At 71.1% G+C, this 26,841-nt stretch carries 17 protein-coding genes and 2 pseudogenes; 10 read left to right on the forward strand and 9 right to left on the reverse strand.

The window, feature by feature from the left end; translation table 11 throughout:
- Positions 1-28: 28 nt before the first annotated feature.
- The 5 genes and pseudogenes from ACSRUE_RS06390 to ACSRUE_RS06410 all read left to right on the forward strand — a co-directional run bounded on the left by ACSRUE_RS06390 (position 29) and on the right by ACSRUE_RS06410 (position 6,274).
- Positions 29-1,087: a hypothetical protein gene (locus tag ACSRUE_RS06390; protein ID WP_441290244.1), complete on the forward strand. Its 1,059-nt coding sequence runs from the start codon at positions 29-31 to the stop codon at positions 1,085-1,087.
- A gap of 454 nt (positions 1,088-1,541) precedes the next feature.
- Positions 1,542-2,426 carry a hypothetical protein gene (locus tag ACSRUE_RS06395; RefSeq protein ID WP_441290245.1) on the forward strand — a complete coding sequence of 295 codons (885 nt, stop codon included), beginning with the start codon at positions 1,542-1,544 and terminating at the stop codon, positions 2,424-2,426.
- A 338-nt stretch (positions 2,427-2,764) separates the two neighbouring features.
- A pseudogene (locus tag ACSRUE_RS06400) lies at positions 2,765-3,400 on the forward strand (hypothetical protein); the annotation flags it as partial.
- Positions 3,401-3,949: 549 nt separating this feature from the next.
- On the forward strand, positions 3,950-4,846 hold the full coding sequence (locus tag ACSRUE_RS06405; RefSeq protein ID WP_441290246.1) for a hypothetical protein: 897 nt from the start codon (positions 3,950-3,952) through the stop codon (positions 4,844-4,846).
- Positions 4,847-5,391: 545 nt separating this feature from the next.
- Positions 5,392-6,274, forward strand: a pseudogene (locus tag ACSRUE_RS06410) (hypothetical protein).
- A 271-nt stretch (positions 6,275-6,545) separates the two neighbouring features.
- Here ACSRUE_RS06410 and ACSRUE_RS06415 read toward each other — a convergent pair.
- Positions 6,546-7,505, reverse strand: a complete 960-nt coding sequence (locus ACSRUE_RS06415; protein WP_441290247.1) for an ATPase — start codon at positions 7,503-7,505, stop codon at positions 6,546-6,548.
- 811 nt (positions 7,506-8,316) lie between these two features.
- On the reverse strand, positions 8,317-9,480 hold the full coding sequence (locus ACSRUE_RS06420; RefSeq protein WP_437767246.1) for an IS481 family transposase: 1,164 nt from the start codon (positions 9,478-9,480) through the stop codon (positions 8,317-8,319).
- Positions 9,481-9,839: 359 nt separating this feature from the next.
- On the opposite strand from ACSRUE_RS06420, the gene ACSRUE_RS06425 reads away from it, so the two are divergent.
- The gene (locus ACSRUE_RS06425; protein WP_441290248.1) at positions 9,840-10,739 is read left to right on the forward strand and encodes a hypothetical protein; all 900 of its coding nucleotides are present in this window, start codon (positions 9,840-9,842) and stop codon (positions 10,737-10,739) included.
- A gap of 81 nt (positions 10,740-10,820) precedes the next feature.
- Here ACSRUE_RS06425 and ACSRUE_RS06430 read toward each other — a convergent pair whose 3' ends face one another.
- The 6 genes from ACSRUE_RS06430 to ACSRUE_RS06455 form a co-directional block, all read right to left on the reverse strand.
- Positions 10,821-12,998, reverse strand: a complete 2,178-nt coding sequence (locus ACSRUE_RS06430; protein ID WP_441290249.1) for a hypothetical protein — start codon at positions 12,996-12,998, stop codon at positions 10,821-10,823.
- A gap of 9 nt (positions 12,999-13,007) precedes the next feature.
- Positions 13,008-15,056 (reverse strand): DCC1-like thiol-disulfide oxidoreductase family protein, encoded by a 2,049-nt coding sequence (locus ACSRUE_RS06435; RefSeq protein WP_441290250.1) that lies wholly within the window; start codon positions 15,054-15,056, stop codon positions 13,008-13,010.
- Entirely contained in the window at positions 15,053-16,153 is a 1,101-nt protein-coding gene (locus tag ACSRUE_RS06440) for a tryptophan 2,3-dioxygenase family protein (RefSeq protein WP_437763168.1), read from the reverse strand. Before ACSRUE_RS06440 ends, ACSRUE_RS06435 begins: the two co-directional genes overlap by 4 nt.
- A gap of 253 nt (positions 16,154-16,406) precedes the next feature.
- Positions 16,407-17,093, reverse strand: coding sequence for a hypothetical protein (locus ACSRUE_RS06445; protein ID WP_441290251.1), 687 nt, complete (start codon positions 17,091-17,093; stop codon positions 16,407-16,409).
- A gap of 28 nt (positions 17,094-17,121) precedes the next feature.
- Positions 17,122-17,529: a hypothetical protein gene (locus ACSRUE_RS06450; protein WP_441290252.1), complete on the reverse strand. Its 408-nt coding sequence runs from the start codon at positions 17,527-17,529 to the stop codon at positions 17,122-17,124.
- 182 nt (positions 17,530-17,711) lie between these two features.
- The gene (locus tag ACSRUE_RS06455; RefSeq protein WP_441290253.1) at positions 17,712-18,053 is read right to left on the reverse strand and encodes a hypothetical protein; all 342 of its coding nucleotides are present in this window, start codon (positions 18,051-18,053) and stop codon (positions 17,712-17,714) included.
- 200 nt (positions 18,054-18,253) lie between these two features.
- On the opposite strand from ACSRUE_RS06455, the gene ACSRUE_RS06460 reads away from it, so the two are divergent.
- Both ACSRUE_RS06460 and ACSRUE_RS06465 read left to right on the forward strand, forming a co-directional pair.
- Positions 18,254-22,375 carry a PAAR-like domain-containing protein gene (locus ACSRUE_RS06460; protein ID WP_441290254.1) on the forward strand — a complete coding sequence of 1,374 codons (4,122 nt, stop codon included), beginning with the start codon at positions 18,254-18,256 and terminating at the stop codon, positions 22,373-22,375.
- A gap of 37 nt (positions 22,376-22,412) precedes the next feature.
- Complete coding sequence (locus tag ACSRUE_RS06465) at positions 22,413-23,420, forward strand: hypothetical protein (protein WP_441290255.1); 1,008 nt, start codon at positions 22,413-22,415, stop codon at positions 23,418-23,420.
- Positions 23,421-23,596: 176 nt separating this feature from the next.
- On the opposite strand, the gene ACSRUE_RS06470 is transcribed toward ACSRUE_RS06465, so the two are convergent.
- Positions 23,597-25,072: an MBOAT family O-acyltransferase gene (locus ACSRUE_RS06470; RefSeq protein WP_441290256.1), complete on the reverse strand. Its 1,476-nt coding sequence runs from the start codon at positions 25,070-25,072 to the stop codon at positions 23,597-23,599.
- Positions 25,073-25,449: 377 nt separating this feature from the next.
- Here ACSRUE_RS06470 and ACSRUE_RS06475 point away from each other — a divergent pair, with 377 nt between their 5' ends.
- The gene (locus ACSRUE_RS06475; RefSeq protein ID WP_437763175.1) at positions 25,450-26,010 is read left to right on the forward strand and encodes a hypothetical protein; all 561 of its coding nucleotides are present in this window, start codon (positions 25,450-25,452) and stop codon (positions 26,008-26,010) included.
- Between the two features lie 3 nt (positions 26,011-26,013).
- A complete protein-coding gene (locus tag ACSRUE_RS06480) occupies positions 26,014-26,823 on the forward strand; it encodes a polysaccharide deacetylase family protein (RefSeq protein WP_441290257.1) in 810 nt (269 codons plus the stop codon).
- Positions 26,824-26,841 lie beyond the last annotated feature (18 nt).

Here is a 26,841-nt window from a genome sequence, read left to right on the forward strand (position 1 = left end):
AAGGGGAGGAGTGTGGATTTGATTGAGCATGACGGACGCCCCCATGCTTCTTGATGCGACGCACGTCGCCTTTGATCCGCCAACAGCAGACCGCCTGGTTCGGCTCGGTGCTACCAACGTCGTGCGCGCGTCAGACTGTCTTGTCATTGGACCGAGCCGTCGGGATGCCGCAGAACATAACCGGCTCCGCGAGACGTGGTTGTCCCTTTCTGAACCCCACTCCGATAGGGACGATCCTGGCGAAAAGTGGGATCGGCTCTACTCTCCGGATGTTCGCTGGGAGCTTCCCGTCGTCTTGTGGGTATCAGTGAGCCTCCACGAACGAGTGAACCTGTGGAGGGCCTGTAGCTGGTTGAGGCACATCGGGATCGCATGCAGTGACGTCATTGTCGCCGAGCTCGAGTTCGTGTACGGCACAAGGACGAGTCCTCCAGAGCCGCCGATCGTTCCGCGGTTCAACTGCTCCGCGTCGGTAGCCGACCATTTGGACGAGGCTCTTCTGGATCGTCTCGACGAGTCGCGCCCTTGGCCGGTGGAACGCTACGACCGTGCCGTTCGCCTCTGGGAGAGCTACGCCGATGAGGATCCCTTGGCCTTCGTCGAGAGCTGCATGGCTGGCGTCGAAGGGTTCCCGGAGCTTGCCCCCTTGTGGGAGCTTCTGTCATGCTTCTTTCCGAGAAGGACCACGGAAGGCGCCCTGCGCCTCAGCCGATTCGACGAGCTCATCCTGACCATCCTCTCGGCAGAGGATTACAAGACTGACGTGTCCGTGTTCTGCGACAGGTCGCAATCTGGACTGGACTTGCGAGGAATTCTCTCCTGTACAGGCGACCTGTTCCTGGAAGATCGTCTGTCCCAATGGGCGAGGCACGCTTCGAGCGCATTCGTGGAGCGCGCGCCTCGCCCGAATCCTGACGAGGTGATGAAGTCGTTCGTCTACCGCCTCACCGAACGTGGCATCCGACTCCGCGACGAGGGGCTCGAACAGCTCACGGATGCGCCAGGCCTGCCCGTCGCCGGGACCGAGGCGTATGCACCTTCATCCCCCTGGAGTTTGCTCGAAGACGGACGGCTCGCTCGGCTGTGAGGGGTAGCAGCGGCTCCGGCCAGCGCGGCCCGGATCGGCGCAGGCGCCAGCGGTGAACGGTGAACGCCGGCGAGCACGTGGCCGCGATCTTCACCGGCCCGACGCGGGACGCGATGATCATCGACATCTTCTGAGGGAGACGCCGGGAATCGGCCCCTGATCTGAATCTGGGGGCCGGCTGAACGAGAGACACAGCGGACGCCGTGTCCGATTCCTCGAAACGGTGTCGACGACCATCGAGGGCCTGATTCCGTTCGTTACCCGAGGGCCCTCACACGCAGCCCCGTGCCCGGACCGCCGGGAGGCACACGCGGGTCACACGCCGTGACGAATCCGAGGAGCCGCCCGGAATTCATGAGTGGGAGGACGCCGCTCGGCACCTGCGGGTCCCACCGCATGAGCCTGGCACGCCGCGCAAATCCAGCATGATTGCAACCACTCATGAGACCAACCCATGCCCTCAGTGACCCATGAAGCCCTGGTGGAGCTGTTCAAGAACCGGCCGACGCTGGCCGCCGAGATGCTGCACGACGCGCTCGGCCATCCGGTCCCGACCTTCACGGAGGCGCGCGTCGAGTCCTCCGATTTCACCGAGATCGTGCCCTCCGATCGCCGGGCAGACGTCGTCGTCGTGCTGCTGGTCGGCGAGCAGCAGCGGCCCGCGATGGCCATCGTGGTCGAGGTCCAGCTCGGGGTAGACCCGGACAAGCCCTACGTCTGGCCCGTGTACGTCACCCAGACGCGCGCCCGGCACCGCTGCCCAACCGGGCTGCTGGTCGTGACGATCGACGCGGCGATGGCGCGGTGGAGCGCGCGGCCGATCGACACGGGCCACCCTGGCTGGACGCTGACGCCGCTGGTGCTCGGGCCCCACGGCGTCCCGGTCGTCACCGACGCCGAGCAGGCAAAAGCGGCGCCCGAGGTGGCCGTGCTCTCGGCCATGGCGCACGGACAGAGCGAGGCGGCGGAGGCGATCGGCGAGGCATTCTTCGCGGCGGCGGCCGGGCTCGATGAGGAGCGCCGGGCCGTCTACGGGGACCTGGTGCTATCCTCGCTGAACGCAGCGGCGAGGCGGAGGTTGGAGGCGATGATGAAGAGCGGTTACCAGTTTCAGAGCGAATTCGCGCGCAGCTACGTGGCGAAGGGCCGGCAGGAAGGGATCCTTGAAGCCAAGGCGCACGACGTGCTCGCCGTCCTCGAGGCCCGCGGGCTCGAGGTCCCCGTCGAGGTGAGGGCCCACGTCCTCGCGAGCACCGACCTCGACGAGCTCGACCGCTGGATCCGTCGTGCCGTGATCATCAGCGACGCCCGGGACCTCCTCGCCACGACCGGCTCCTGAGGGCGCCCGGGCTCCAGGAGCGGGCAAGCGCGCTGCTCCTGTCGCCGGAAGGCGATGGCAGGTGGCCCGTGCGCCAGGCTGCTTCTACGCGTTCGCCTCCTTCAGCGCCGCCGGCAACGCCGGCAGCCTCGACCTCGGCCGATACCCGGCTTCCCGTACGATCGGCTCGGAATCGCCTCAATTCTCCGAACGAAAATACAGCGCTCTCGCCATGTCGTCCGAGTGAAGGCGCCGGGTGTCCAAGCCGGAGCTGAATCGGAGGGCCAGCTACGCAAGAGCCACACCGGACGCCATGTCCGAGGCAACGGTACGGCGTTGGCGACCGTCGAGGGCTTGAGTACGTCACCCAGACGCGCGCCCGGCACCGCTGCCCGACCCGGCTGCTGGTCGTGACGATCGACGCGAAGATGGCGCGCTGGAGTGCGCGGCCGATCGATACGGGTCATCCCGGATGGACGCTGACGCCGCTGGTGCTCGGGCCTCAGGGCGTCCCGGTCGTCACCGACGCCGAGCAGGCGAAAGCGGCGCCCGAGGTGGCCGTGCTCTCGGCCATGGCGCACGGACAGAGCGAGGCGGCGGAGGCGATCGGCGAGGCATTCTTCGCGGCGGCGGCCGGGCTCGATGAGGAGCGCCGGGCCGTCTACGGGGATCTGGTGCTATCCTCGCTGAACGCAGCGGCGAGGCGGAGGTTGGAGGCGATGATGAAGAGCGGTTACGAATTTCAGAGCGAGTTCGCGCGCAGCTACGTGGCAAAAGGCGTGGAGAAGGGCCGGGAGCAGGGGCGGCAGGAGGGAAGCCTCGAAGCCAAGGCGCAGGCCGTGCTCGCCTTCCTCGAGGCCCGCGGGCTGGAGGTCCCCGCCGAGGTGCGGGAACGCGTCCTCGCGAGCACCGACCTCGACGAGCTGGACCGCTGGATCCGCCGCGCCGCCGTGATCAGCGACGCCAGGGAGCTCCTCGCCACGACCGGCTCCTGAACCAACGCCCCGGGCCCCAGGAGCAGCCGAGCGCGCTGCGCCTGTCGCCAGACGGCGATGCAGGGTGCCCCTGCCCTCCCTACTTCTACGCGCTCGCTTCCCTGAGCGCCGGCGGCAACGCCGGCAGCCCCGGACGCGGCCGATACCCCGGCGTCTGGTACGACAGGATCGGGATCGTCTCGCTTTTCAGAACGAAAATACAACGCTCTCGCCATGTCTCCTGAGTAGAGGCGCCGGAAGTCGAACCCGAAGCTGAATCGGACGTCCAGCTGCGCAAACGCCGCAGCGGACGCCATGTCCGAAGCATCGGTACGGCGTTGGCGACCGTCGAGGGCTTGATTCCGCTCGTGCGCCCGAGCGCCCTCCCCTCTCGTTCAGCCCCGTGCCACGACCGTCGGCGCACACGCGGGTCACACGGCGTGACGACCTCACGGAGCTGCCCGGAATTCATGAGTGGGAGAGCGCTGCTCGGCTCCTGCGGGACCGACCACATGAGCCTGGTGCGCCACGCAAATCCAGCATGATTGCAACCACCCGTGAGACCACTCCATGCCCTCAGTGACCCATGAAGCTCTGGTGGAGCTGTTCAAGAACCGCCCGACGCTCGCCGCCGAGATGCTGCACGACGCGCTCGGCCATCCGGTCCCGACCTTCACGGAGGCGCGCGTCGAGTCCTCCGATTTCACCGAGATCGTGCCATCCGATCGCCGGGCGGACGTCGTCGTCGTGCTGCTGGTCGGCGAGCAGCAGCAGCCCGCGATGGCCATCGTGGTCGAGGTCCAGCTCGGCGTCGACCCGGACAAGCCCTACGTCTGGCCGGTGTACGTCACCCAGACGCGCGCCCGCCACCGCTGCCCGACCGGGCTGCTGGTCGTGACGATCGACGCGGCGATGGCGCGCTGGAGCGCGCGGCCGATCGACACCGGCCACCCTGGCTGGACGCTGACGCCGCTGGTGCTCGGGCCCCAGCGCGTCCCGGTCGTCACCGACGCCGGGCAGGCGAAGGCGGCGCCCGAGGTGGCCGTGCTCTCCGCGATGGCGCACGGACAGAGCGAGGCGGCGGTGGCGATCGGTGAGGCGTTCTTCGCGGCGGCACCCGGGCTCGATGAGGAGCGCCGGGCCGTCTACGGGGATCTGGTGCTATCCTCGCTGAACGCAGCGGCGAGGCGGAAGCTGGAGGCGATGATGAAGAGCGGTTACGAATTTCAGAGCGAGTTCGCGCGCAGCTACGTAGCGAAGGGCCGGCAGGAAGGCCGGAAGGAGGGAATCCTCGAAGCCAAGGCGCAGGCTGTGCTCGCCATCCTCGAGGCCCGCGGGCTGGAGGTCCCCGCCGAGGTGCGGGAACGCGTCCTCGCGAGCACCGACCTCGACGAGCTGGACCGCTGGATCCGCCGCGCCGCCGTGATCAGCGACGCCCGGGAGCTCCTCGCCACGACCGGCTCCTGAACCAACGCCCCGGGCCCCAGGAGCAGCCGAGCGCGCTGCTCCTGTCGCCGGACGGCGATGCAGGGTGTCCTCCGCACCCGCCGACTTCTCCGCGCTCGCCTCCCTGAGCATCGGCGGCAACGCCGGTACCCCCGATCGCGGTCGAATCTCCGGCTTGGGTTGCGACAGGCTCGGCGTCCCCTCGCCCTTCGAAACGACAAATCACGGAGCTCGCCGCATCTTCTGAGGGAGACGCCGGGAATCGGCCCCTGATCTGAATCTGCGGGCCGGCTGAACGAGAGACACAGCGGACGCCGTGTCCGATTCCTCGGAACGGTGTCGGCGACCATCGAGGGCCTGATTCCGTTCGTTACCCGAGGGCCCTCACACGCAGCCCCGTGCCCGGACCGCCGGGAGGCACACGCGGGTCACACGCCGTGACGAATCCGAGGAGCCGCCCGGAATTCATGAGTGGGAGGACGCCGCTCGGCCCCTGCGGGACCACCGCATGCGCCTGGCGCGCCACGCATATCCAGCATGATTGCAACCACTCATGAGACGCCCCGATGCCCTCAGTGACCCATGAAGCTCTGGTGGAGCTGTTCAAGAACCGCCCGACGCTCGCCGCCGAGATGCTGCACGACGCGCTCGGCCATCCGGTCCCGACCTTCACGGAGGCGCGCGTCGAGTCCTCCGATTTCACCGCGATCGTGCCCTCCGATCGCCGGGCGGATGTCGTCGTCGTGCTGCTGGTCGGCGAGCAGCAGCGGCCCGCGATGGCGATCGTCGTCGAGGTCCAGCTCAGGGTAGACCCGGACAAGCCCTACGTCTGGCCCGTGTACGTCACCCAGACGCGCCCGGCACCGCTGCCCGACCCGACTGCTGGTCGTGACGATCGACGCGGCGATGGCGCGGTGGTGCTCGCGGCCGATCGACACCGGCCACCCTGGCTGGACGCTGACGCCGCTGGTGCTCGGGCCCCAGGGCGTCCCGGTCGTCACCGACGCTGAGCAGGCGAAGGCGGCGCCCGAGGTCGCCGTGCTCTCGGCCATGGCGCACGGACAGACCGAGGCGGCCGAAGCCATCGGCGAGGCATTCTTCGCGGCGGCGGCCGGGCTCGATGAGGAGCGCCGGGCCGTCTACGGGGACCTGGTGCTATCCTCGCTGAACGCAGCGGCGAGGCGGAGGTTGGAGGCGATGATGAAGAGCGGTTACCAGTTTCAGAGCGAATTCGCGCGCAGCTACGTGGCGAAGGGCCGGCAGGAGGGAATCCTCGAAGCCAAGGCGCAGGCGGTGCTCGCCTTCCTCGAGGCCCGCGGGCTGGAGGTCCCCGCCGAGGTGCGGGAACGCGTCCTCGCGAGCACCGACATCGACGAGCTGGACCGCTGGATCCGCCGCGCCGCCGTGCTCAGCGACGCCCGGGAGCTCCTCGCCACGACCGACTCCTGAGAGCGCCTCGCGCCCCAGGAGCGGACAAGCGCGCTGCTTCTGTCCTGGCGGGCGATGGCAGGCCGGCCGGCCACCATCCTACTTCTCCGCCCTCGCCTCCTTCAGCGCCGGTGGCAGTAGCGGTAGCCACGGACGCGAGCGTGGCCCAGATCGGCGTGGGTGCCGGGCGGTGAACGGCGAACGCTGGCGATCATGGGGCCGCGGTCTTCACCGCTCGGACGCGGGACGCGATGATCACCGACAGGTGAGCGAGGATCCGTGAACCCCGAGCTCAGGGCGACTCCCCGTCATCGCCCGCCTCGCCGTCTCCCGACTCGCCCTCGTCCGACTCGCCATCTTCCGGCTCGGCCTCCTCCGACTCGCCGCCCTCCTCCCCCTCCTCTTCTCCTCCGCCGTAGGCGCCGCGGGAGGCGGGGAACGGCGCATAGTCCTTCATCTTGTCGGTGCCCGCGTACCAGTACTCCGCGGCGGCGCGCAGCCTCCGCTCGGCGTTCACGACGAGGGTGTACGCGGCGTCGCGGAGCTTGCGCGAGCGCACCGCCTCGAGAGAGAGCTTCTTGTCGGCGAGCATGCGCGCGAGCACCGGCGAGAGCTCGCGGAGGCGGTCCGCCGCGGCGCCCTCGCCGCGAGGCGCCTTCTGAACGGCCTCCGCGTGCTCGGCGCAGAGCAAGAGGAGATCGGAGGCGTCCTGGACCAGATCCGCGTCGCCGCTGCCCGCCCGGATCGCCATGAGCCGCTTTTGCCCTTCGGGGCTCTTCTTGAAGCGGAGATCGAAGAAGCGGAGCAGCGATTGCTTGATCTGGACGGCCTCGGCGGCCGGCTTCACGAAGGCCGCGGCGGCCCGCTCCTGGCGCTGCTGCGCCGCTTGCCAGCGCGATTGCACGACGCGCAGGAGCTCGATCTTCTCACGAAGCCCGCCGATCTCCTCGCGCGTGAGCGGGGGCTCGCCCTCGGCGAACGGCGTGCGCACGAGATCCGCCGCGTCGCGCTCGGCGGCGAGCTGAATGCGGCTCGACCAGATGACGCGTCGAGCGAGCTTGCCTGGAAAGAAGGAGGCGTTATCGCCGAGCGACTCGGCCTCCCGGAGCAGCTCGGCCTCTCGCTCGGCGCTCAGCGTGAACTCGGGCGCGCCGCCCGACGATCGGCGCGCGCCTCCGGCGTCGCTCGAAGCGCGCGAGCTCCGGGCGTTCTTGGTCCTGGATGAAGCGGCAGTGGGTGCGTTCGGTGCCATGGCGATGAGATGTCTCCTTGTCGAGGTCAGCGCCCCTCCGAGCAGAGGCGCGGTCGCTCAATGAGGAAATCGGCGGCGCCCAGGATTCGGGTCACAGGAGAGCACGATACCGACGCATTCGTCGCACGATCGCAAGGAGACAGAGGCGCCGCGCAAGCGGACACCGAGGCTGCGCAGCAGCGGTGCAGCAGCGGCAACGGCCATGCGCAGGCGTCGAGCCATGGTAACCCAGGGCAGCAACTGGGCGTGCAGAGGGGCGCTGGGGCTGCACTGGGGCTGCACAGGAACCACGCGATCGTACGATAGGACACATCAATGGGTGCGCAGGAGGGTCGCGAGGGCCGCGCAGGAGCCACAAAATCGTAAGATAGGACACCCCAATGGGTGCGCAGGAGGGTCGCGGGGGCTGCGCAGGAGGGCGCCGACGCCGCGCAGGAAGGTCGCCGGGCCTGCGCAGCAGGGCCGCCGGGGCTGCGCAGGAGAGCGCCGACGCCGCGCGGGAGGGTCGCCGGGCCTGCGCAACAGGGCCGCCGGGGCTGCGCAGCAGGGCGCCGAGGCTGCGCAGCAGGACTGCCGCTGCCGCGCGGGTGTACGAGCGGAGCCCTGGTAACACTTCTGACCGGGAGCTGCGGTGACACTTCCTTGAGCCACGGACCCCTGCTCCGGGAGGACTGGAAACAGGGACCGGATCCTCGTCGACGCGACACGCTCGCCGCACTTTCTCGGACCGCCTGGATCTATACACGAACCGCTCCCCGTGGTCGCGGTACACACGAGCCTCTCCTCACGATCCGGCGTGAGTTCGCGCAGGTCACCGCGCCCTGGCCAGCTTCAGCTCCTTGTTCTTGAGGGTGACCTGCGCGAGCAGGACCGGGCCGTAGTACAGCTCCCAGACGTCATCGGCGATCGGAGTCAGCCCCACGGGCTCGCCGGCGAGCAGTGTGGAGACGTTGGTCTGCGCGCCCCCGAACAGCATCCGTCCTTGCTCGTCCAGGCGTCGAACGGCCATCGTGTCCGGGTACTCCGGCGACGAGGGCTTGCTCGGCATCGAGCGGCGCGAGGGCGTGTAGCGCGAAGCCGGCGTCCTCTGGCCGAGCGCCTCGTGCGGACGCTGATCATTGTACTCGTGCCGAAACCGGTCGAAGACGCGCTGCTGCGCTGCCAAGTTGGCTTCTGGCGGCGATGTCGCCTCCGCCTTCAACGTCTTGTGCATTCGCTCGTGACGGCCGTTCTGCTGCGGCTTACCGGGCTCGATCCGCTCGGGATGAATGCCGAGCTTGATCCAGCTGACCGAGAGCGCCGAGAGCCCACCGATGCCAATCGTGGCGAACGGCGGGCCGTTATCGGAGCGGATGCGGTGCGGCAGCCCGAACTCGCGGAACGCGCGCTCGAAGTGCGGCCGCACCGAGGCCTCGTCCGGCTTCGCCACGCCCTCGCACTTGAGCAGGTACCGCGACGCCTGGTCCGTCAACGTCAGCGGGTGGCAGCGCGTCCTGTCGCCGAGCGCGAAGTGCCCTTTGAAATCGGCGCACCACGTGTCATTCGGCTGCTCGGCTGGAGCCAGCGGCGACGGCATCGCGGTCGTCGGCGTCACCACGCGGCGCCGACGGGGCCGGATCAGCCCGTGCTTCTTGAGCAACTCGCCGATGGTGCTCGTTGCTGGCAGCCCCTCGACGCCCAGGCTCTCCAGCCGCGCACGCAGCTTCTTCGGCCCCCACGTGGGGCGCTCCTTCCGCAGCTCGATCAGCGCGTCGATGAGCGCCGCTGGCGTCGCATGCGGGAACGAGCGCGCCACGGGCCGCCGCTCCTCCAGCCCGCTCGGTCCGGCCTGCTCGTAGCGCTCCACCCACTTGTACCCCGTCTTCCGGCTGATGCCGAACCGCCGGCACAGCTCCGCGAACGTCTCGTCCGACTCGTTGACCTGCGCGATGAACCGAAGTCTCTCGTCCACTGAACATGTCTCTTTCCAAGGCACCAGCGCTCCTCCGTCGCCAGTCCTCTACGACATGTGTCACCTAAGCTCCCGGTCCGTCCGGGTGCTACCCAGGCTCCCGGTCTGAACCGTTACCCAGGCCACCGGTCCGTACCGGGAGGGCGTCGAGGCGGCGCAGCAGAACCGCTAGGGCTGCACAGGAGGGCGCCGGCGCCGCGCAGCAGGCCTGCCGGAGCCGCACAGCCCCTCGATGCCCCGCGGATCACGAGGCGTGATGATCCCGAGGAGCTGCCCGGAATTCATGAGTGGGAGAACGCGGCTCGGCTCCTGCGGGCCCCACCGCATGCGCCTGGCGCGCCACGCAAATCCAGCATGATTGCAACCACTCGTGAGACCACTCCATGCCCTCAGTGACCCATGAAGCCCTGGTGGAGCTGTTCAAGAACCGCCCGACGCTCGCCGCCGAGATGCTGCACGACGCGCTCGGCCATCCGGTCCCGACCTTCACGGAGGCGCGCGTCGAGTCCTCCGACCTCACGGAGATCGTGCCCTCCGACCGCCGCGCGGACGTCGTCGTCGTGCTCCTGGTCGGCGAGCAGCAGCAGCCCGCGATGGCCATCGTGGTCGAGGTCCAGCTCGGGGTAGACCCGGACAAGCCCTACGTCTGGCCCGTGTACGTCACCCAGACGCGCGCCCGCCACCGCTGCCCAACCGGGCTGCTGGTCGTGACCATCAACGCAGAGATGGCGCGGTGGTGCTCGCGGCCGATCGACACCGGCCACCCTGGCTGGACGCTGACGCCGCTGGTGCTCGGGCCCCAGGGCGTCCCGGTCGTCACCGACGCCGAGCAAGCGAAGGCGGCGCCCGAGGTAGCCGTGCTCTCGGCGATGGCGCACGGGCAGGGCGAGGCGGCGGAGGCGATCGGCGTGGCCTTTTTTTCGGGGGCGGCGGAGGGGCTCGATGAGGAGCGCCGGGCCGTCTACGGGGACCTGGTGCTATCCTCGATGAACGCAGCGGCGAGGCGGAAGTTGGAGGCGATGATGAAGAGCGGTTACCAGTTTCAGAGCGAATTCGCGCGCAGCTACGTGGCGAAGGGGCGAGAGGAAGGGATGCGCGAGGGCACCCTGAAGACCAAGGCGCGCGACGTGCTCGTCTTCCTCGAGGCCCGCGGGCTCGAGGTCCCCGCCGAGGTGCGGGAACGCGTCCTCGCGAGCACCGACCTCGACGAGCTGGACCGCTGGATCCGCCGCGCCGCCGTGATCAGCGACGCCCGGGAGCTCCTCGCCACGACCGGCTCCTGAACCAACGCTTCGGGCCCCAGGAGCAGCCGAGCGCGCTGCCCCTGTCGCCAGACGGCGATGCAGGGTGTCCCCTGCACGCCCCTACTTCTCCGTGCTCGCTTCCTTGAGCGGCGGCGGCAGCGCCGGCAGCCCCGGACGCGGCCGATACCCCGGCTTGCGGTACGACAGGATCGGGATCGCCTCGTTCTTGTACGGCGCGCTCTCCCCCGGCTTCGGGCACTGATCTCGCACCCAGTACACGTCGAACGCCACGATCTCGTCCTCCGGCCGCCCGGTCCGCTCGTGGTACCTGAGCAGGTAGTCCTGGAGGCCCGGCTTGCGAAATGCCTTGTTCCGATCGAGCCGGATCCGGTTGAAATAGTCCTGGCGGATCTGGCCGAGCCCCAGCCCCCGCGCGTCGGAGAGGTTCAGATCCGGCGGGAGCCCCGTGAACGGGTCCACATGCCGGCCGTCGACCGTGATCGCGTCGACGCTGAGCGACCCGTCCTCCGTGATCGGGTTCGGCGCGAACATCCCCCACCCCTGCAGGATGCGCGGATACACGATCGTCGCCTGCACGAACTTCGGCTGAGTGTGCTTGAGGAACGCCGGCACGCTCTTGTTCTCGTTGATGGCCTGGCTCACCGCGCAGAGCCCGAGGTACGCGATCAGCGCCTCCCGCGCGATCGTCCTTCCGCGGGCGAAGCGCTCCGCGAGCGGCGACGGGCTCTCCACCCCGCCCGCGCCCCGACCGCGCGGCGCCCGATCCAGCCCGAGATACCGCGCGATCCCGTCGCGCCGCCTCGAGGCGACCCCGAGCAGCGCGCCCGGCGCGCCGAGGGCCAGCGCCCAGACGAACGGCCAGGCAAAGCGGCCTCCAGGGAGCGCCTGCACGATCTCGCGCAGCGCCGCCGCACCGCGGAACACCCGCCCATCCGCCGGGTCGCCCGCGTCGCGCACCTCGAAGAGCTCCGGCCGGGGCTCCCCTCCCCCGGCCGCCTCCGCGCCGCCCGCCGGGACAGCGCGCGCCTCCTCGAACCGGAGCAGCTCCAGCGCGTCGAGCCGGACAAGGAGCCGCATGAGCGCGAAGGCGAGCGGCGAATCGCCGTCATAAACGACGACCCGGGGCGCCGCGCGGCGGCGGTACCAGCGCGCGAGCGCGTCCCAGTGCTGCGCCGTCGGCAGCAGGAACGACCAGGCGATCATGAACCACGAGAACGGGCCGAGGCGCATCATCACCCCGAACGTCCCGTGCAGGGCCCACATCCCCCCCATCGCGAGCGCCCGCGTGAAGCGGCGGCCATAGGGCGAGAGGATCCACGTGATGAGCAGCGCCTCGAGCACCAGCACGCCCCAGGTGAGCCCCTTCGTCGCCCAGAAAGGGATGAGCTCCCGCGCGAGGACGGCGAGCCCGGTCACCATGCGATCGAGGTGCAAGACGTAGTGCACCGTCTCGCCGCGACGCCAGATCTGGCCCGACTTGTTGACGACGTTGAAATAATAGATGGTCGCCAGGTTCAGGATCGCGAGGAGCACGATCCCCGAGACGTACGGCCGCTCGGCCCACTCGGGGCGCCTCCTATCCGCGAGATCGGCGGCCGTCCGCTCCCGCCGCTCGCGGTACGAGCGAATCAGCGCGTCGACGGAGAAGCGCCTGCCGGTCGGCATGAACATGGCCCAGCAGGTGATGATGTTCACGACGACATAGCCGCCGTTCTCGATCATCACGATCCGGTTGTCCCTGCTCGCCACGAGCACGAACGACAGGATCGAGAACAGCCGCGTGTTCCATCCGACGAAGAAGCAGAGGAAGCAGAAGAGCGAGAGCGCGAACGCGACGTGGACCTCTGCCGTCGACGAGAACGCGTGATACAGGCTGAAGTTGTATCCGCTGCTCGGGTGGAAGAGGTGATAGTGGTTGGTGAGCACCCCGTCGTTGCTGTAGATCCAGCTCGCCTCGGCCCAGTGGCGCACGCAGTCGGCCGAGAGGAGGAAGCCGAGCACCAGCCTGAACAGGCCGAGCGTGCGCACGTCGATGGTGCAGTAACGCTCCTTGATCCATCGCCCCACCCGCCGGAGGCGCCCCTCGGCCGGGCGCCTCGGAGCCCCGCCCTCGGGCGCTCGCGGCGCGCCCTCACCGCGCGGCGCGCTCTCCGGCGGCTCGCCCTCGCCGGGCGGAACCTCCCCTGTCGGCGCGCCTTCGCCGGGCGGCGCGCCCGCGCCGCTTCCGAGCGCCGCGTCGGGCTCCGCGGCGCTCGGGTCCTCGTCAGGCCGGCCCATCCGAGCGCCTCAGTTCGGCTTGCCGTGGTGCCGGAGGACGCTCGGCGCGATGGGTAGGCCCCGCTCGCCCAGCTTTCCCGTGCCGCCCCGCGAGTGCGAGAACAGCTTGTCCCGCTCGAAGCTGCTCGGCGCGGGCTCGCCCGGCGCGGGGATCGGCGCCGAGACCCAGTACGCATCGAAGCCCGACAGCGACGCCTCGCGCCCTTTCCCGGACGCCTGGGGCCCGCCCTTCGCGAGGTAGTCGCGGAAGGCCCGCTGGTAATCGGACCACTCCGGCCGCCGGATGCGATCGAGGTAATCGGACCAGAGCTGGCCGAGCCGCGCCCCGGGGTGCCCCGCAGGCTGGAGCCGCGGCTCCCCCCCGGTCAGCGGATCGATCGGCTCCGACGCGCGCGTCTGACCGTCGATCACCATCAGCGCGTTGTCCCGCGGCGGCTCGGGCGCCATCACGTTCCACCTCGCCAGCATGCGCGGCCACGACGCCACGCCCGCGAGCACCGCCCCCTGCGGGACGGCCGCCGCGCCGGGCAGCGGGTTCTCCTTCGCCGTCTGCGCCAGCACCGCGGCGAGCACCACGAGCACCGCCGCCTCCCGCAGCGACCCCAGCGCGAGCCGCGCCGTCCGCACCGCCGGCGCAGGGACGTCCGGAGCGGGGCCCGCGTCGCCGCCGTCCGCGTCGCCCTCGTCGGGCAGCGGCATCCCGCACGCCTGCCGCCCGAGGAGCTCGCTGATGCGGTGCCTGCGGGCCGCGACCACGTCGTAGATCGCGTTCAGGAGGTGCGAGACGCCCGGCAGCTTGAGCGGCCAGGCGAGCCAGCCGAGCGGCAACGCCAGGAGCCCTTCGGTCACCGCGGCGCCCCGCGTGTACACGCGCCCCTTCCGGTCGATCGCGAGCGCCGTCCGCTCCACGAGCTCCGGCGTGACCTCCTTCGGCATCGGCACGCGCTCCTCGGCCCCCGTCTGGTTGCGGACGTAGAGCTCGTCGAGCGTGACATTGCCCTGGAACGTCAGGTGCTCGCGCAGATCGAGCCGCTTGACCAGGCGCGCCAGGAGGAGGCAGACGCCGCAATCGGCGTCGTACACGAGCGTGCGCGCGCGCCCCTCGCTCCAGGAGCGCTCGTACGCGTCCCAGAGCTCGCCGGGCACCACGAGCGGCGCCGCGGCGGCGAGCGCCCAGCCGAACAGCCCGAGATCGAAGAAGACCCCGAGGATCAGCCCGTGCAGGACCATCAGCGCGGCCGCGACCCCGCGCGTCCAGCGGAAGAGCGCCGGGACGAAGAGCAGCGCCGGGATCGCGAGCTGCATGGCCCACGTGCCGAACGTGAGCCCGCGCAGCGTGCCGAGCGGCAGGACGTCGCGGAGCCAGACGCCCGCGTCGCTCGCCAGGCGCTCGGCGTGGAGCGCATAGTAGAACGCCGTCCCGTCGCGCCACGCCTCGCCGCGCTGCTGGAGCGCCGTACAGAGGTAGATGAGGGCGAGCTGCAGCAGCACGGCCAGCGCGGCGAGCGACGTCGGCGACCACCCGGGCAGGCGCTCGGCCGCGATCTCGGCCTCCGAGGCCCTCGACCTGTCGTTCAGCTCCGTGTCGCGCTTCTCGTCCCGCAGGGCGAGCGAGGCGCGGAGGCTGTCGAGCGACAAGCGGCTCCCGCACGGCAGGAACGCCGTGAGCGCGAGGATCGCGATCGCCGCGTAGTTGCCGGCGTTCTCCAGCAGGACGTTCCTCGACGTCAGGCTCACCAGCACGAGCAGCGAGAGCACATGGAAGACGCGCGTCCGGTGGCCGATGAGGAACAGGGCGTAGACGACGAGCGCCAGCGAGAAGGCGAAATGGGCCTCGCCCTCCGTCGAGATGGCGTGGAACAGGCTGAAGACCTGCTGTTTGCCCCGGAGGTTGAAGAGGTGGTTGTGGTTCGGGAGGACGCCCTCGTTCGAGTAGAAGTCCCGCACCCATCGCCACCGCCCGAAGAGGTCGGCGATAAGGACCAGCCCGAAGGTGATGCGAAACAACCCGAGCGAACGGGCATCAAGGCGCAAGAAGTGATCGCGAAGTGATTTCACGGAGAGTCCTCGACACGGAATCCGTAATCCGATGCGTGCTCGAGCTCAGGGACGCTCGGCTTACGCAAGAGCAGGGAGCGCACCGTCCAGAGATCGCCGAAGACGCGGTAGCGCAGCGCGGTCTGGTCGAGGTAATCGACGCCCGCGGAGCCGCCCGTGCCGGTGCGCCGGCCGATCACCCGCTCGACCATCCGCGCGTGGCGCTGCCGCCAGATGAGCATGGCCTGCTCCATCTCCAGGATGCGGTCGAGCACCTCGCGCGGCCACGCGAGCCGGGGCAGCTCGCGGTAGCTCTCGATGAAGACGATCGCCGCGCGGACCGCCCGGCGCTTCTCGCGCGTGGCCGCGTCGGCCGCCGGGTCGTCCTCGGCGAGCAGGAACGCCTCGGCGGCCGCGCTCTCCGCCTCGTAGCGCGCGCGGAGCCGCTCGACGTCCGGCGGGGTGAGCGCCTTGTCGATCGCCATCCGGACGCGGCGCTCGTTCTCCTGGCGCATCGAGCGCGTGTAGCTGCGCAGGAAGCCCACGACGCCCTCCGGCTCGCTCGATCCGTCGATCGGCGTCCGCGAGAGCCACTCGTCCAGGAAGTGCTTGAGGCTCGGCCCGCTCGCGAGCCTCGCCTCCACGCGGCGCGTGGCCGCCGAGGGCGCGCCGTCCGCGGTCTTGAGCGCCTCCTTGTAGCTGCCCTCCCGGCCGAGCGGGATCCGGAGCGCGTCGTCGAGGCCCAGCAGGAGCTCGATCTCGCGCAGCTGCGCCGACTGGAAGCCGCTCGCGGGGATGAGGCGATCGCGGAAATCGAGATAATCGCGGGTCGTGAGCGTCTCCATGACCCGGAAGTGCTCGATCGCCTGCTCGAAGATGGTGACGACCCGCCGGAACGAGCGCGCCGCGGAGGCGAGCTTCTGATCGGGCACGGGGTTCTGGCGGAAGAGCTCGCGCGCCGAGGTGAGCTCCCGGAGGATGAGCTTGAACCAGAGCTCGTAGATCTGGTGGACGACGATGAACAGGGCCTCGTCGTTGCCGACCTTCTGCTCGTCGTCGTCGAATCCACCCTGGAGGGCGAGCAGCTCCTCGACGTGGATGTAATCCCAGTAATTCATGTCCTTGGTGATTCGAGGGGCGCCGCCGGCAGCGTTCGCGCGGCGTGTTCGCAGCAAGCGGTGCGCCCGCGCCGCGAGCGGCGCCGGGAGTCTACTTCCCGCCCCCCAGGAAACGGAAGGGCCTGGCACGGGTCGCACGGATTGCGCGCCTGCGCAAAAAGCAACGGGATGCGCCGCCGGGCGAGCGCGCGCGGGCGGCCTCCGCCGCGGGGCGCGCGCGGGCGGCCTCCGCCGCGGAGCGCGCGCGGCGCGCTCAGGGCGCGCTCGCGGCGCCGTGAGGCGGATCGGCCGGGGCGCGCCGCACGCCGTCGGGGCCCATGTCGACGGGCGGCGCGTAGCTCCTGAGCTCGGCCCGCTCGTGGCTCGCCCCGCCCGCGGCCTCGATCACCACCACGCCGACGTCCGGGCAGAACGTCGACACGTAGCGCGCGGGCCTGTCGCCGAGGCGCTCCTCCACGGTCCGCACGCACCCCGTGAACCGCCCCGCGGGCACCTCGATCGCCACGTCGACCGCGTCGATCCGCGCGCGGCCGCCGTGCTCGCCGGTCCACGTGGTGCCGGGCGCGATCGGCTCCTTGAGCACGAAGACGCCCGTGTCGCCGCGGATCACGCCCTCGCCGGTGAACTCGAAGCGCTTCACCCCCGAGGGGAACCGGAGCTCGCCGCGGCGCGCGTCCGCGCGGTGCACGCGCGCGACGAGGAGGCCCTGCTCGCCGTCCTCGCGCAGGGTCGCGTAGTGGTAGATGTGCCCGTCGACGAGCGGGAAGTAGCGCTCGGCCCGCGTGCCCGAGGCGGCGCCCCGCTGCCCGTCGGGCGCCGCGTTCCACGCCGCGGGCCGACCCGGGCCGGGGGCGCCCCCGCAGGCGATCAGCGCGAGCGCGAGCGCGACGAGCCAGCGCGCCGGGGGGCGGCCTGAGGGACGTCCGGGCTCGGCGTTCACCGCGCTGCCTCCTCGGTCGCCGCGGGCGTCACGGGGCCGCGTGGCCGTGGGACCAGTACCAGAGCGCGAGGAACGCGAGCAGCGCCATGGCCGCGACGAGCAGGATGACGGCGAGCGGGTCGGGGTCGATCCGGCGCAGCAGCGCCCGCGCCGCGCGGCGGATCTCGTCGCGCTCGGCCTCCTTCGCGAGCCGCCCCGCCTCCGCGCGGACCCGCGCGTAGTCGCCGCGCTCGAACGCCTGCTCGAGGCGCTCGATCTCGGGATCGCGAGGGCGCTCCGGCGCGTCGTTGCCGGGGGGCGGCGCCGCCTTCCCGTCGCGCCGCTTCCCGCGCTTCTTCGGTGGGCGCCGCGGCTCGGCGTCGGCCTGCGCGTCCGGCGGCGAGCTCGGATCCGGCTCGGGCCGTGCGTCGGTGTCGGCCTGCTCCGTGTCCGTCACGTACAGCTCTCGGTGGTGATGTAGCCCATGGCCGAACCCGCGGCAGAGCCCCGGGACGGCGCAGGCTACCTCAGGCCCGGCCGCGCGTGCCCGAAAAAGGCCCGAAAAGCCGCTGTCCGCCGGCGCTTGCCGCTGGCGCGCCGCCCGGGCGCCGGGCGCGCAGCGCGCCGGAGGGCGCCGGCCTACTCGAACGGCAGCCGGTCCCGCTGCCGGTCGACCTCGGCCGGATCCGGGCGGTCCCTCCACGGGACCATCGCCTCGCCCTCGCCGCTCACCACGCAGCGGAGCGCCTCGCAGGCGGCCCGGTAGTACGCCTTGCGGCCGCAGCCGACGGCCTTGAAATGACCGCCGAGCTGCTCCTCGATGCGGACGTCCTTGTCGGCGCAATCGAGGTCGGAGGTGGCGCGCGCCCGGACCATCGGCATCGCGTTCGAGGGCACGTTGGACACGCTGCACGCCGGCGAGAGCGCGCCGGTAAGGAGGACGGCAAGGGGGGCGAGGGCGGCGAGACGGGGCGGGCGCACGGCGAGAGCCTAGATCATAACGGGAGATCGCGCCGACTCATCTCTGCGCCGGCGGCGGCCATCCTCGTCCAGGCCGGGTGCGGTCTCCGTGCCGGCGGGACGCGTCGTCATCGCGGCCGAGCCCATCACACTCCGCGGCCGTGGTCGACCTGGCACGTGCGTAGACTGCCGCTCCAGCAGGCAGCTACGCTCGCCGGCTCATGAGCAAGGTCACCGCGCTCGGGATGGACACGATCACCGAGAAGTCGGGGCATCAGATGACCGGCATGGCGGTCAGCGTGTGCACCACGCCCGCAGCGCCGAGCCCGGTGCCTATCCCCTACCCGACCGCGGGCACGGTGTCCGAGGGGATCATCGACGCCCCGATGCGCACGAAGATCACCGGCGCGAAGATCCTGACCGTGGGTGGCTGCATGAAGGCGTGTCACGGCAACGAGCCCGGCACGCTGAAGGAGGTCGTCAGCTTCAACACGGGCGGGCCGTGCTTCCCGTGGCTCGGCGCGCCCAACGTGCTCATCGAGCTCGGCATGGCCGGCATCACCGGCAGCATGGGACAGATGAACAAGTCGATCACCGTCGGCGCGAGCGGCAGCGCCAGCGGCGCAGGGGGCGGAGGCGACGGGGGCGGCGGGGGCGGGGGCGGGGCAGGGGCACCGGGCGCGGGAGGGCCGCAGGGCCCGAGCAACGGCGGGAGTGGGGGCGGCGGAAGCAACCAGGGTGCGGGGCCGCCCAGCCCGCCGGCGGCGCCGGCCGCGGAGGGGCAGGCCGGAGCCGGCCACCCGGTCGACGTGATCACCGGAACCCTGTACACGCCCCCGCGCACGGATTTCCTGCTGCCCGGCTTCCTGCCGGTCGCCTGGACGCGCTTCTACCGGACGTCGTCCGTCCGCGATCGCGTCGGGCTGGGCCATGGCTGGTCACACGCGCTCGCCTGGCGGGCGGAGTTCCGCGACGGCGTGCTCACGCTCATCGACGAGACGCTGCGCCGCACGGCCATGCGCGAGCCCGACGCCGGCACGGAGCTGCTCCTGCCATTCGGACGGCGACTGTGGTGGCAGAGCGGCGCGCTCGTCGTCGACCTCGACGACGGGCTACTCCGCGTCCTTCGGCCCGCGGGCGAGGCCGGGCAGTACCGGCTCGCGGCGCTCCGGGATCGGTTCGGCAACGCCGCCGAGATCCGCTGGGACGACGGCGAGGTGGTCGGCATCGTCGACTCCGTCGGGCGCCGCGCGTGGCTCGATCGCCAAGGGCCTTACAAGGTCTGGTGGGTCGAGATCACGGGTGAGGACGGCGCCGTTCACCGCCGCCGGCTCGTGACGTACGAGCTCGATGAGGCCGGCGATCTCGTGCGGGTGATCGACGCCGGCGGCGCGGAGGTCTGCTACGCGTACGACGACGAGCACTACCTCGTACGCGAGCGCCAGCCCGACGGACTCACGTTCCACTTCCGCTACGCCGACGTGCTGGGCCAGCGGCGGTGCGTCGAGACGTGGGCGGACCTCGAGGGCGGAGACGTGCTCGTCGCGATCGGCGCGCCCGAAGCGTTCGCCGCGGAGCGGCCGCGAGGCCTCTACGCGATGCGGCTCAGCTATGGGCCCGGCCCGTTCGAGACCGCGGTCCAGGACGGCCTCGGCGCCCGCTTTCGCTACCGGGGCAACGCGCTCGGGCTCGTCGAGCGCTACGAGGATCCGCGAGGCGGGTGGAAGCAGCTCGTCTACAGCACCCTGGGGCAGGTCGTGCGCTCCGTGACACCGGACGGCGGCGAGCGCCGGGCGTACGACGCGGCGGGGCGCCTCGTCGGGTTCGAGGACGCGGAGGGCCGCTCGTTCTCGCTCCGGCGCCGCGACGGCGACGGCGCGATCACCGAGGTGCGTGATCCGGCCGGCGAGCGGTACGCGCTCGTCCCCGGGCCGCACGGCGAGGTGATCGAGCGGATCGATCCGCTCGGCGCGAGGACGTCGTACGCGTACGACGCGCGCGGTCAGGTCACCGCGATCACCGGTCCGGACGGCTCGGCGGAGCGCTTCGTCTACGACGCGCGCGGCAACCTGGCCGAGCGCACGTGGCCGAGCGGCGCGACCTTCCGTTACACGCACGATCTGCTCGGGCAGCTCGTGCGCGTGGAGACGCCGCGCGGCGCGGTTTACGAGCTCGAGTACGACAGCCGCGGCCTGCTGGTGCGGGTGAATGGGCCGGGGGGCGTCGTGGTCGAGCACGGGTACGACGACGCTGGCCGCCGCGTCGCCACGCGCCACCCGGGCGGCGGCCTCACGCGGCTCCGCTACGCCGGGGGGCTGCTCGTGGAGGAGATCAAGGCCGACGGCAGCCGCTTTCGTTATGGATACGACGCGCTTGCCCGGCTCGCGTGGATCGAGAACCCCGCCGGCGAGCGCCTCTCGATGAAGCGCGACGCCTGCGGCAACGTCGCCCGGAGCAAGACGTTCTCCGGCGTGCTCACGGAGTACGAGCATGACGTGCGCGGCCGCGTCGTGCGCGCGGAGGTGCCCGGCGCCGTGGTCCGGCGCTTCGTGTACGACCGCACGGGCGCGCCGGTCCACCGGGAGGACGGCGACGTCGTCACGACGTTCGCCTACGACCCGCGGGGCCTGGTCCGCCGAGCCACGCGCGGGGCGACCGATGTGCTGCTGGAGCGCAACGCGCTCGGGCGTGTCGTGCGCGAGGAGCAGCGGCTCGGCGGGTTCCGCTTCGTCGTGGAGCGGGCGTTCAACGCCAAGGGCCACACGGTGGGCCGACGTTACTCGACGGGCTGGGAGATCAAGCTCGATCGGGAGCATGGCAGCGGCGTCGCGTCGATGACGATCGAGTCGGCGGCGGGGGTCGAGCGCGTCCGTATCGAGGAGGACGGCCTGGGCCGCGAGACGGCGCGCGTGCGCGAGGGCGGCTATGCGATCCGCACCACGCGGGACGATAGCGGGCGGCCGGTGGTCATCACGGTCGAGGACGCCGCGGGCCGGCCGCTGCGCGAGCGTCGGTATGCCTGGAGCGCGGCCGGGCCGGTGACGGAGGTCGAGGATAGCGCACACGGCAGGCGCCGTTACGCGCTCGACGTCTACGGCCGCCCGCTGGCGGTCGCGGGGCTCGGGGTCGAGGAGCAGTTCACCTACGACGTGAACGGCACGCCGGTCACAGGGTCGGGCGTCGTCGTTGGGCCGGCAGGCCGCGTGCAGCGCACCGAGACCGCGGCCTTCACATGGGATGTGCTGGGCCGCCTGTCGGGGCGCGCTGCGCCGGATCGGCGCGGCATCTGGGCGTATACGTACGACGACCTGGATCAGCTCGCGCGCGCGGAGCGCGGCGACGGCTTCGTCGTCCAGTATCACTACGACGCCTTCGCTCGGCGGCTCGGCGAGCTTCGCAGCGATGGCACCAGCATCTGGTACGGTTGGGACGAGAACGCGCCGGTCGAGGAGATCGGCAGCGACGGCCGGTCGGTACGCCGCGTGTTTGCGGACGACGAGCACACGCCGCTCGCGGAGGCCGAGGCGGGCGGCGCTTTCCGCGGCGTCGTGACGGACGCGGCGTCGACGCCGTGGCTCATGGTGGATCCGACCGGCGCGCTCGCCTCGCTCGATCTCGGCGCGCTCGGCGCGGAGGGGCGCGCCGAGGGGAGGTTCACGGGGCTGCGCTTCGCCGGCCAGCGGCAGGACGAGCTCACGGGACTCTGCTACCAGCGCGCGCGCTGGTACGCGCCCGAGCTCGGGACGTTCACCACGGCGGACCCGCTCGGCCCCGACGCGTCGGCGTTCGAGGTGGCGTTCGTGCCCAACGTGACGGCGTGGATCGACCCGCTGGGGCTGGTGATCCTGCTGATGAGCGATGACTGGCAGTGCCGGCACGGCGCACAGTCACGCGCCGCGAAGACCGGCCAGCGCATCGTGCACTGGAGCGAGCTCGGACGAACGCCGAACGTGCTCGCGGGCGAGCCGCACGTCGATCTCTACGGGCATGGCAACCCGGGGCAGCTCGCCTATGCCCACGGTAACGCGTGGCAATACAACAACGAAGAGAAACAGTGGCAGTGGGCACCGAACTTCACTGGGCACGGGTGGTCAGGTCGGGATCTCGGCCAACTTATTCACGGCGCCGGGTTCAGGGGCAGCACAATTCATATGACGGTGTGCCATGGTGGAACTGAGCCTCCGGGGCAGCCGGGAGGATCGATCGCACAGCAGATCGCGAGCGCAACTGGTGCGACGACCATTGGCTGCGTTGGCGACAAAATGTATGATCATCCAACCCTGCCCGGTGTGACGATCGCGGGGAAGCTCGGCAGGATGACGCCTTTCGAGCCGTCATCGTAGCCTCATCGAATCGGCTGATTCGCTCAGGAGAGGCCCAATGCCCATCACGATGTGTGCCACCCTTGCCGAGCCCCACGCCCCGGGTACGGACCTCGTCTTTTGCGTTCCGCTCGCGCTCGCCTGGCGCAAGCTGCAGGATCGCTTCGGCCCGCTGCGCTTCGACCCGCAGACGTCTCTTGCCGACGCCATGAACCGCGTCCCTCTCGACGAGGTCGTCAACCCGGCGTGGTGCGTCACCGGGGCCGGCTTTGGCGCCGAGGGAGTCCTCGAGCAACTGCGCAGCGAGCTCCATGCCAAGTTCCCTGACGCCGATCCGCGCCTGCTGCCCAGCCGCGTGGCGCCTGACGAGCTGCTCGCTTACGGCTATCTCTCGCGCGACCTCCAGTTCCCGACGGTCTTCGCCATGCGGGATCGCTGGTTTCAGGGGCGGTATGTCCGCGCCTTCGGGATCGACGACGGCCCTCATCCCGACAACCCCGCCCGTCGCGCGCAGGTCATCGCACACGACTATGTGTCGTCGGACGAGTTCGTCATCGAGCTCTGCGCGGGCGAGACCGAGGATCGCATCGTCATCGCCCAGATCCCGCCCTGCAGTCGGCTCGGGGTGACGGTGGGGGCTGCGCTCGACCGGCTCGAGCGGCTGCGCCCTGAGGACCGCGCGCTCCAACCCGATGAAACGCTGTGGGTTCCACGGCTCGAGTTGGAGGTCTGCCGACGGTTCGACGAGCTCACCCATCGGCCTCTCTGCAATCGAGATCTTCAGGGCAGGAGCTTCGATGAAGTGCAGCAGCTGGTGAAGTTCAGGCTCGACGAGGTAGGCGCCAGCGTGACCGCGGAGGCGGTCATGCACGGGTATGGGGCGCCGGCGCGGAAGCGCTATTTCATCGTCGCAGGACCTTTCCTGCTGATGCTGATCCGCCGCTCCGCGCCCATCCCGTACCTCGCGCTCTGGGTCGAGACCACGGCGTGGATGCAGGAGCAGCCGGCGCCCGCGCCCCCGGCATTCCCCACGTTCGATCCATCGTCATGGCCTCACCTGCGTTGATCGCGGCCCGCTCCCTCCGCCCCGTCGCGCACGCTCTGCACACGCGCCGCAGAGCGGCGGTCACCCGCACAGGAGACGGGTCCAGATCGGCGTTTTCGGCGCGGAAGCGCACTCCGGTGCGCTGAGCACCGAAAACGCCGAGATGGGCCCGTATCCGAAGCGGGTGACCGCCGCTCTCAGAACTGGAAGTACACGAACGGCACCGCGGCCGCGCTCGCCGCCTCGTGGAGCCCGACGGCGACCAGGAACAGCAGCGCGCCCTGCACCGGCGCAGGCGCCGCGATGAAGGCGCCGCGGGCGCGCTCGTAGAGGCGCTCCGGCACGTAGTGGGACAGGAGCGCGACCCCGAGGAGCGCGACGAGCACGGGCGGGAGGTTCGGGTGGAAGGTCGTCAGCGTGCCGATCTGCCGCAGGATGAGCACGGCCTGCGAGAACGTCGGCACGCGGAAGAAGATCCACGCGAAGCAGACGTAGTGGAACGTCAGCAGCACGCACAGCGCGCGGAGGGGCACGCGGGAGAGCGGCGAGCTCGCGGTCGCGCCCCCGCGCTCGCCCTCGCCGGCCGGTCGCCGGCGCTGGACGGCGCGCTGGAAGGCGCGCGTCACGGCGAGGCCGAGGCCGTGGAGGAAGCCCCAGAAGACGAAGTTCCACGATGCCCCGTGCCAGAGGCCGCCGAGCAGCATCGTGATCATCAGGTTGCGGTACGTCGCCAGCTCGGAGCCGCGGTTGCCGCCGAGCGGGATGTACAGGTAGTCGCGGAGCCAGGTGGAGAGCGAGATGTGCCAGCGGCGCCAGAAATCGGCGAGGTTGTGCGCCTTGTACGGCGCGTCGAAGTTCTTCGGGAACCGCACGCCGAGCAGGAGCGCCGAGCCGATCGCGATGTCGGTGTAGCCCGAGAAATCGCAGTAGATCTGCGCGGCGTAGCCGTAGACGCCCGCGAGGACCTCCAGGGCCGAGTAGTTCTCCGGGCGCTCGAACACGCGGTCGACGAGGTTGAGCGCGAGCTGGTCGGAGAGGACGACCTTCTTCACGAGGCCGATCGCGACGAGGAACAGGCCCTCCCCGCCCTCCTCGAGGGTGAGGCTCGGGGCGCGCTCGAACTGCGGGAGCAGGTCCCGCGGGCGGACGATCGGCCCGGCGACGAGGTGCGGGAAGAAGGCGACGAAGAGCAGGTAGCGGAGGTAGCTCTTGTGGGGCGGCAGCTCGCCCCGGTACACGTCGATGACGTAGCTCATCGACTCGAACGTGAAGAACGAGATGCCGACCGGCGGCAGGAGCACCCGGAACGCGTGGCCCACGCTCGCCGGCTCGCCCGTGAGCAGGGCGCGGAGCGCCGCGGCGTTCTCGAGCGCGAAGTTCCAGTACTTGAAGAACCCCAGGAACCCGAGGTTCAGCGCCACGGTGGCGATGAGCATCGCGCGCCGCGCCCGGGGCCGCTCCTCGCGGGCGATCGCGCGGGCGAGCAGGAAGTCGACCGTGGACGAGGCGAAGATGAGCGGCAGGTAGCGCCAGTCCCAGGCCGCGTAGAACCCGTAGCTCACGAGCAGCAGGAACACGAGGCGCGGCCAGGCGCCGGCGTACCGCACGAGCGCCCACGATCCGACGAAGACGGCGGCGAAGAACTCGGCGTAACGGAGGGTATTGAAGAGCACGGCCGGTCGGAGCCCGGGTCAGGCTGCGGCGAGGGGCGCGGCGCGCGGCAGGGCCGAGCGCGTTGTCGAGGAGGAGCGGGCTACCCGGGCGGTGGGGGGCCGTCTACCACAGGGAGCGCGGCGCGGTCGCTCTCCTGGCGCGGCCCGATGGCGCCGCGCGGCCGCGTTCACAACGCGGGCCCTGCGGAACGGCGCGGAACGGCGCGGAACGGTACGCAACGGCGCGGAACGGCGCGGAACGGTACGCAACGGCGCGGAACGGTACGCAACGGCGCGGGACGGCGCCGGGAACGCGACCGTGCGGGGCCGCGTTTGAACGGCGCCATGGCGCTGCGCCATGTTGAACGGCGCCCCGCGTCGTGCCAAGGATGGATCTGATGCTGGGTCGCCTGATCCTCGGGGTTGTGAAGGGGCTCATCGTGGGGGGCCTGCTGGGCTTCGCGCTGGCGAAGCTCGGCTTCGCCGCGCCCATGGCGATCGTCGCCTACCTGGCCGCGGCGCTCGCCGGGGTCCTCGTGGGGCTGGTCGCGGGCAAGCCCATCTGGGCGAAGGACGCGAAGATCGAGGCGGGGATGAAGGCCTTCGTCGGGGCGCTGCTCGGCGCTGGCCTGATGTACGCCGCGCGCAGGTGGCTCACGGTGCCGGTGCCGGTGCCGCTCGGCGAGCTCGGGGGCGCGAACCTGTCGCTCGGCGAGGCCGCGGGGGGCACCGGGACGTTCGGCGGCCTGGCGATCACGTCGCTCGCCGCGATCGCCGCGCTGCTCGGCGGGTTCTACGAGGCCGACAACGACCCCTCGGACGAGGAGAAGCCGGGCGCGAAGCCGGCGGTGAAGGCGGCGGCCGGGGGCAACAACAAGCGCATCGCCGCCTCCGCCGCGGCGGACGAGCTCGACGACGACCTCGAGGTCGAGGCCGAGAAGAAGCGCACGAAGAAGTAGCCGGTGCCGTTCGCGCGGGCCCTCCTCTACGCGGCGTCGCTCGGCGCGCTCGCGCTGGTCGCGCGCTCGCTGCTCGTCGCGCCGGTGCCCATGGCGGTCGCGGGCGCGGCCATCGCCGGCTACCTCGCGCTCGTCCTGTGCGGGGTCTTCTTCCTCGGGCTCGGGATGTTCGTCGACGTGGTGAAGCGCGGCCCGCCCGGCGCGCGGGGCGTGGCGCTGACCTTCGACGACGGGCCGAGCCCGGAGCACACGCCGGCGGTCCTCGCGCTGCTCGACGAGGCGGGCGTGAAGGCGACGTTCTTCGTCATTGGCCGCAAGGCCGAGGCCCACCCGGAGCTCGTCCGCGAGATCGCCGCGCGGGGCCACGCCATCGGGCTGCACAGCCACGCGCACGACCGGCTCTTCTCGCTGCGCTCGGCCCGCCGGGTCGAGCAGGACCTCCGGCAGAACCTCGACGTCATCGAGCGGATCACCGGCGCCCGCCCCACCCTCTTCAGGCCGCCGGTCGGCCACACGAGCCCGCGCATCGCCCGCGTTGTGGACGCGCTCGACCTCGACGTCATCGGCTGGTCGGCGCGGGGGTTCGACGGGCTCGCCGGGGCAGACCCCGCCCGGGTGGCGGCGCGGATCATCCCGGGGCTCCGCGACGGGGCGATCGTGCTGCTCCACGACGCGGCCGAGCGCGACGACCACGCGCCCGCGGGGCCCCTGGCGCTCCCGCGCATCCTGGCGGCGATGGAGAGGCGCAACCTGGTCGGGGTCCGCGTCGACGCGTGGCTCGACGACGGCGCGCGGGACGACGGCGCGACGTAGCTCCGTGTGTCGGAAATT

The organism is Sorangium sp. KYC3313 (genome assembly GCF_052075895.1).
Lineage (GTDB): Bacteria > Myxococcota_A > Polyangia > Polyangiales > Polyangiaceae > Sorangium > Sorangium cellulosum_B.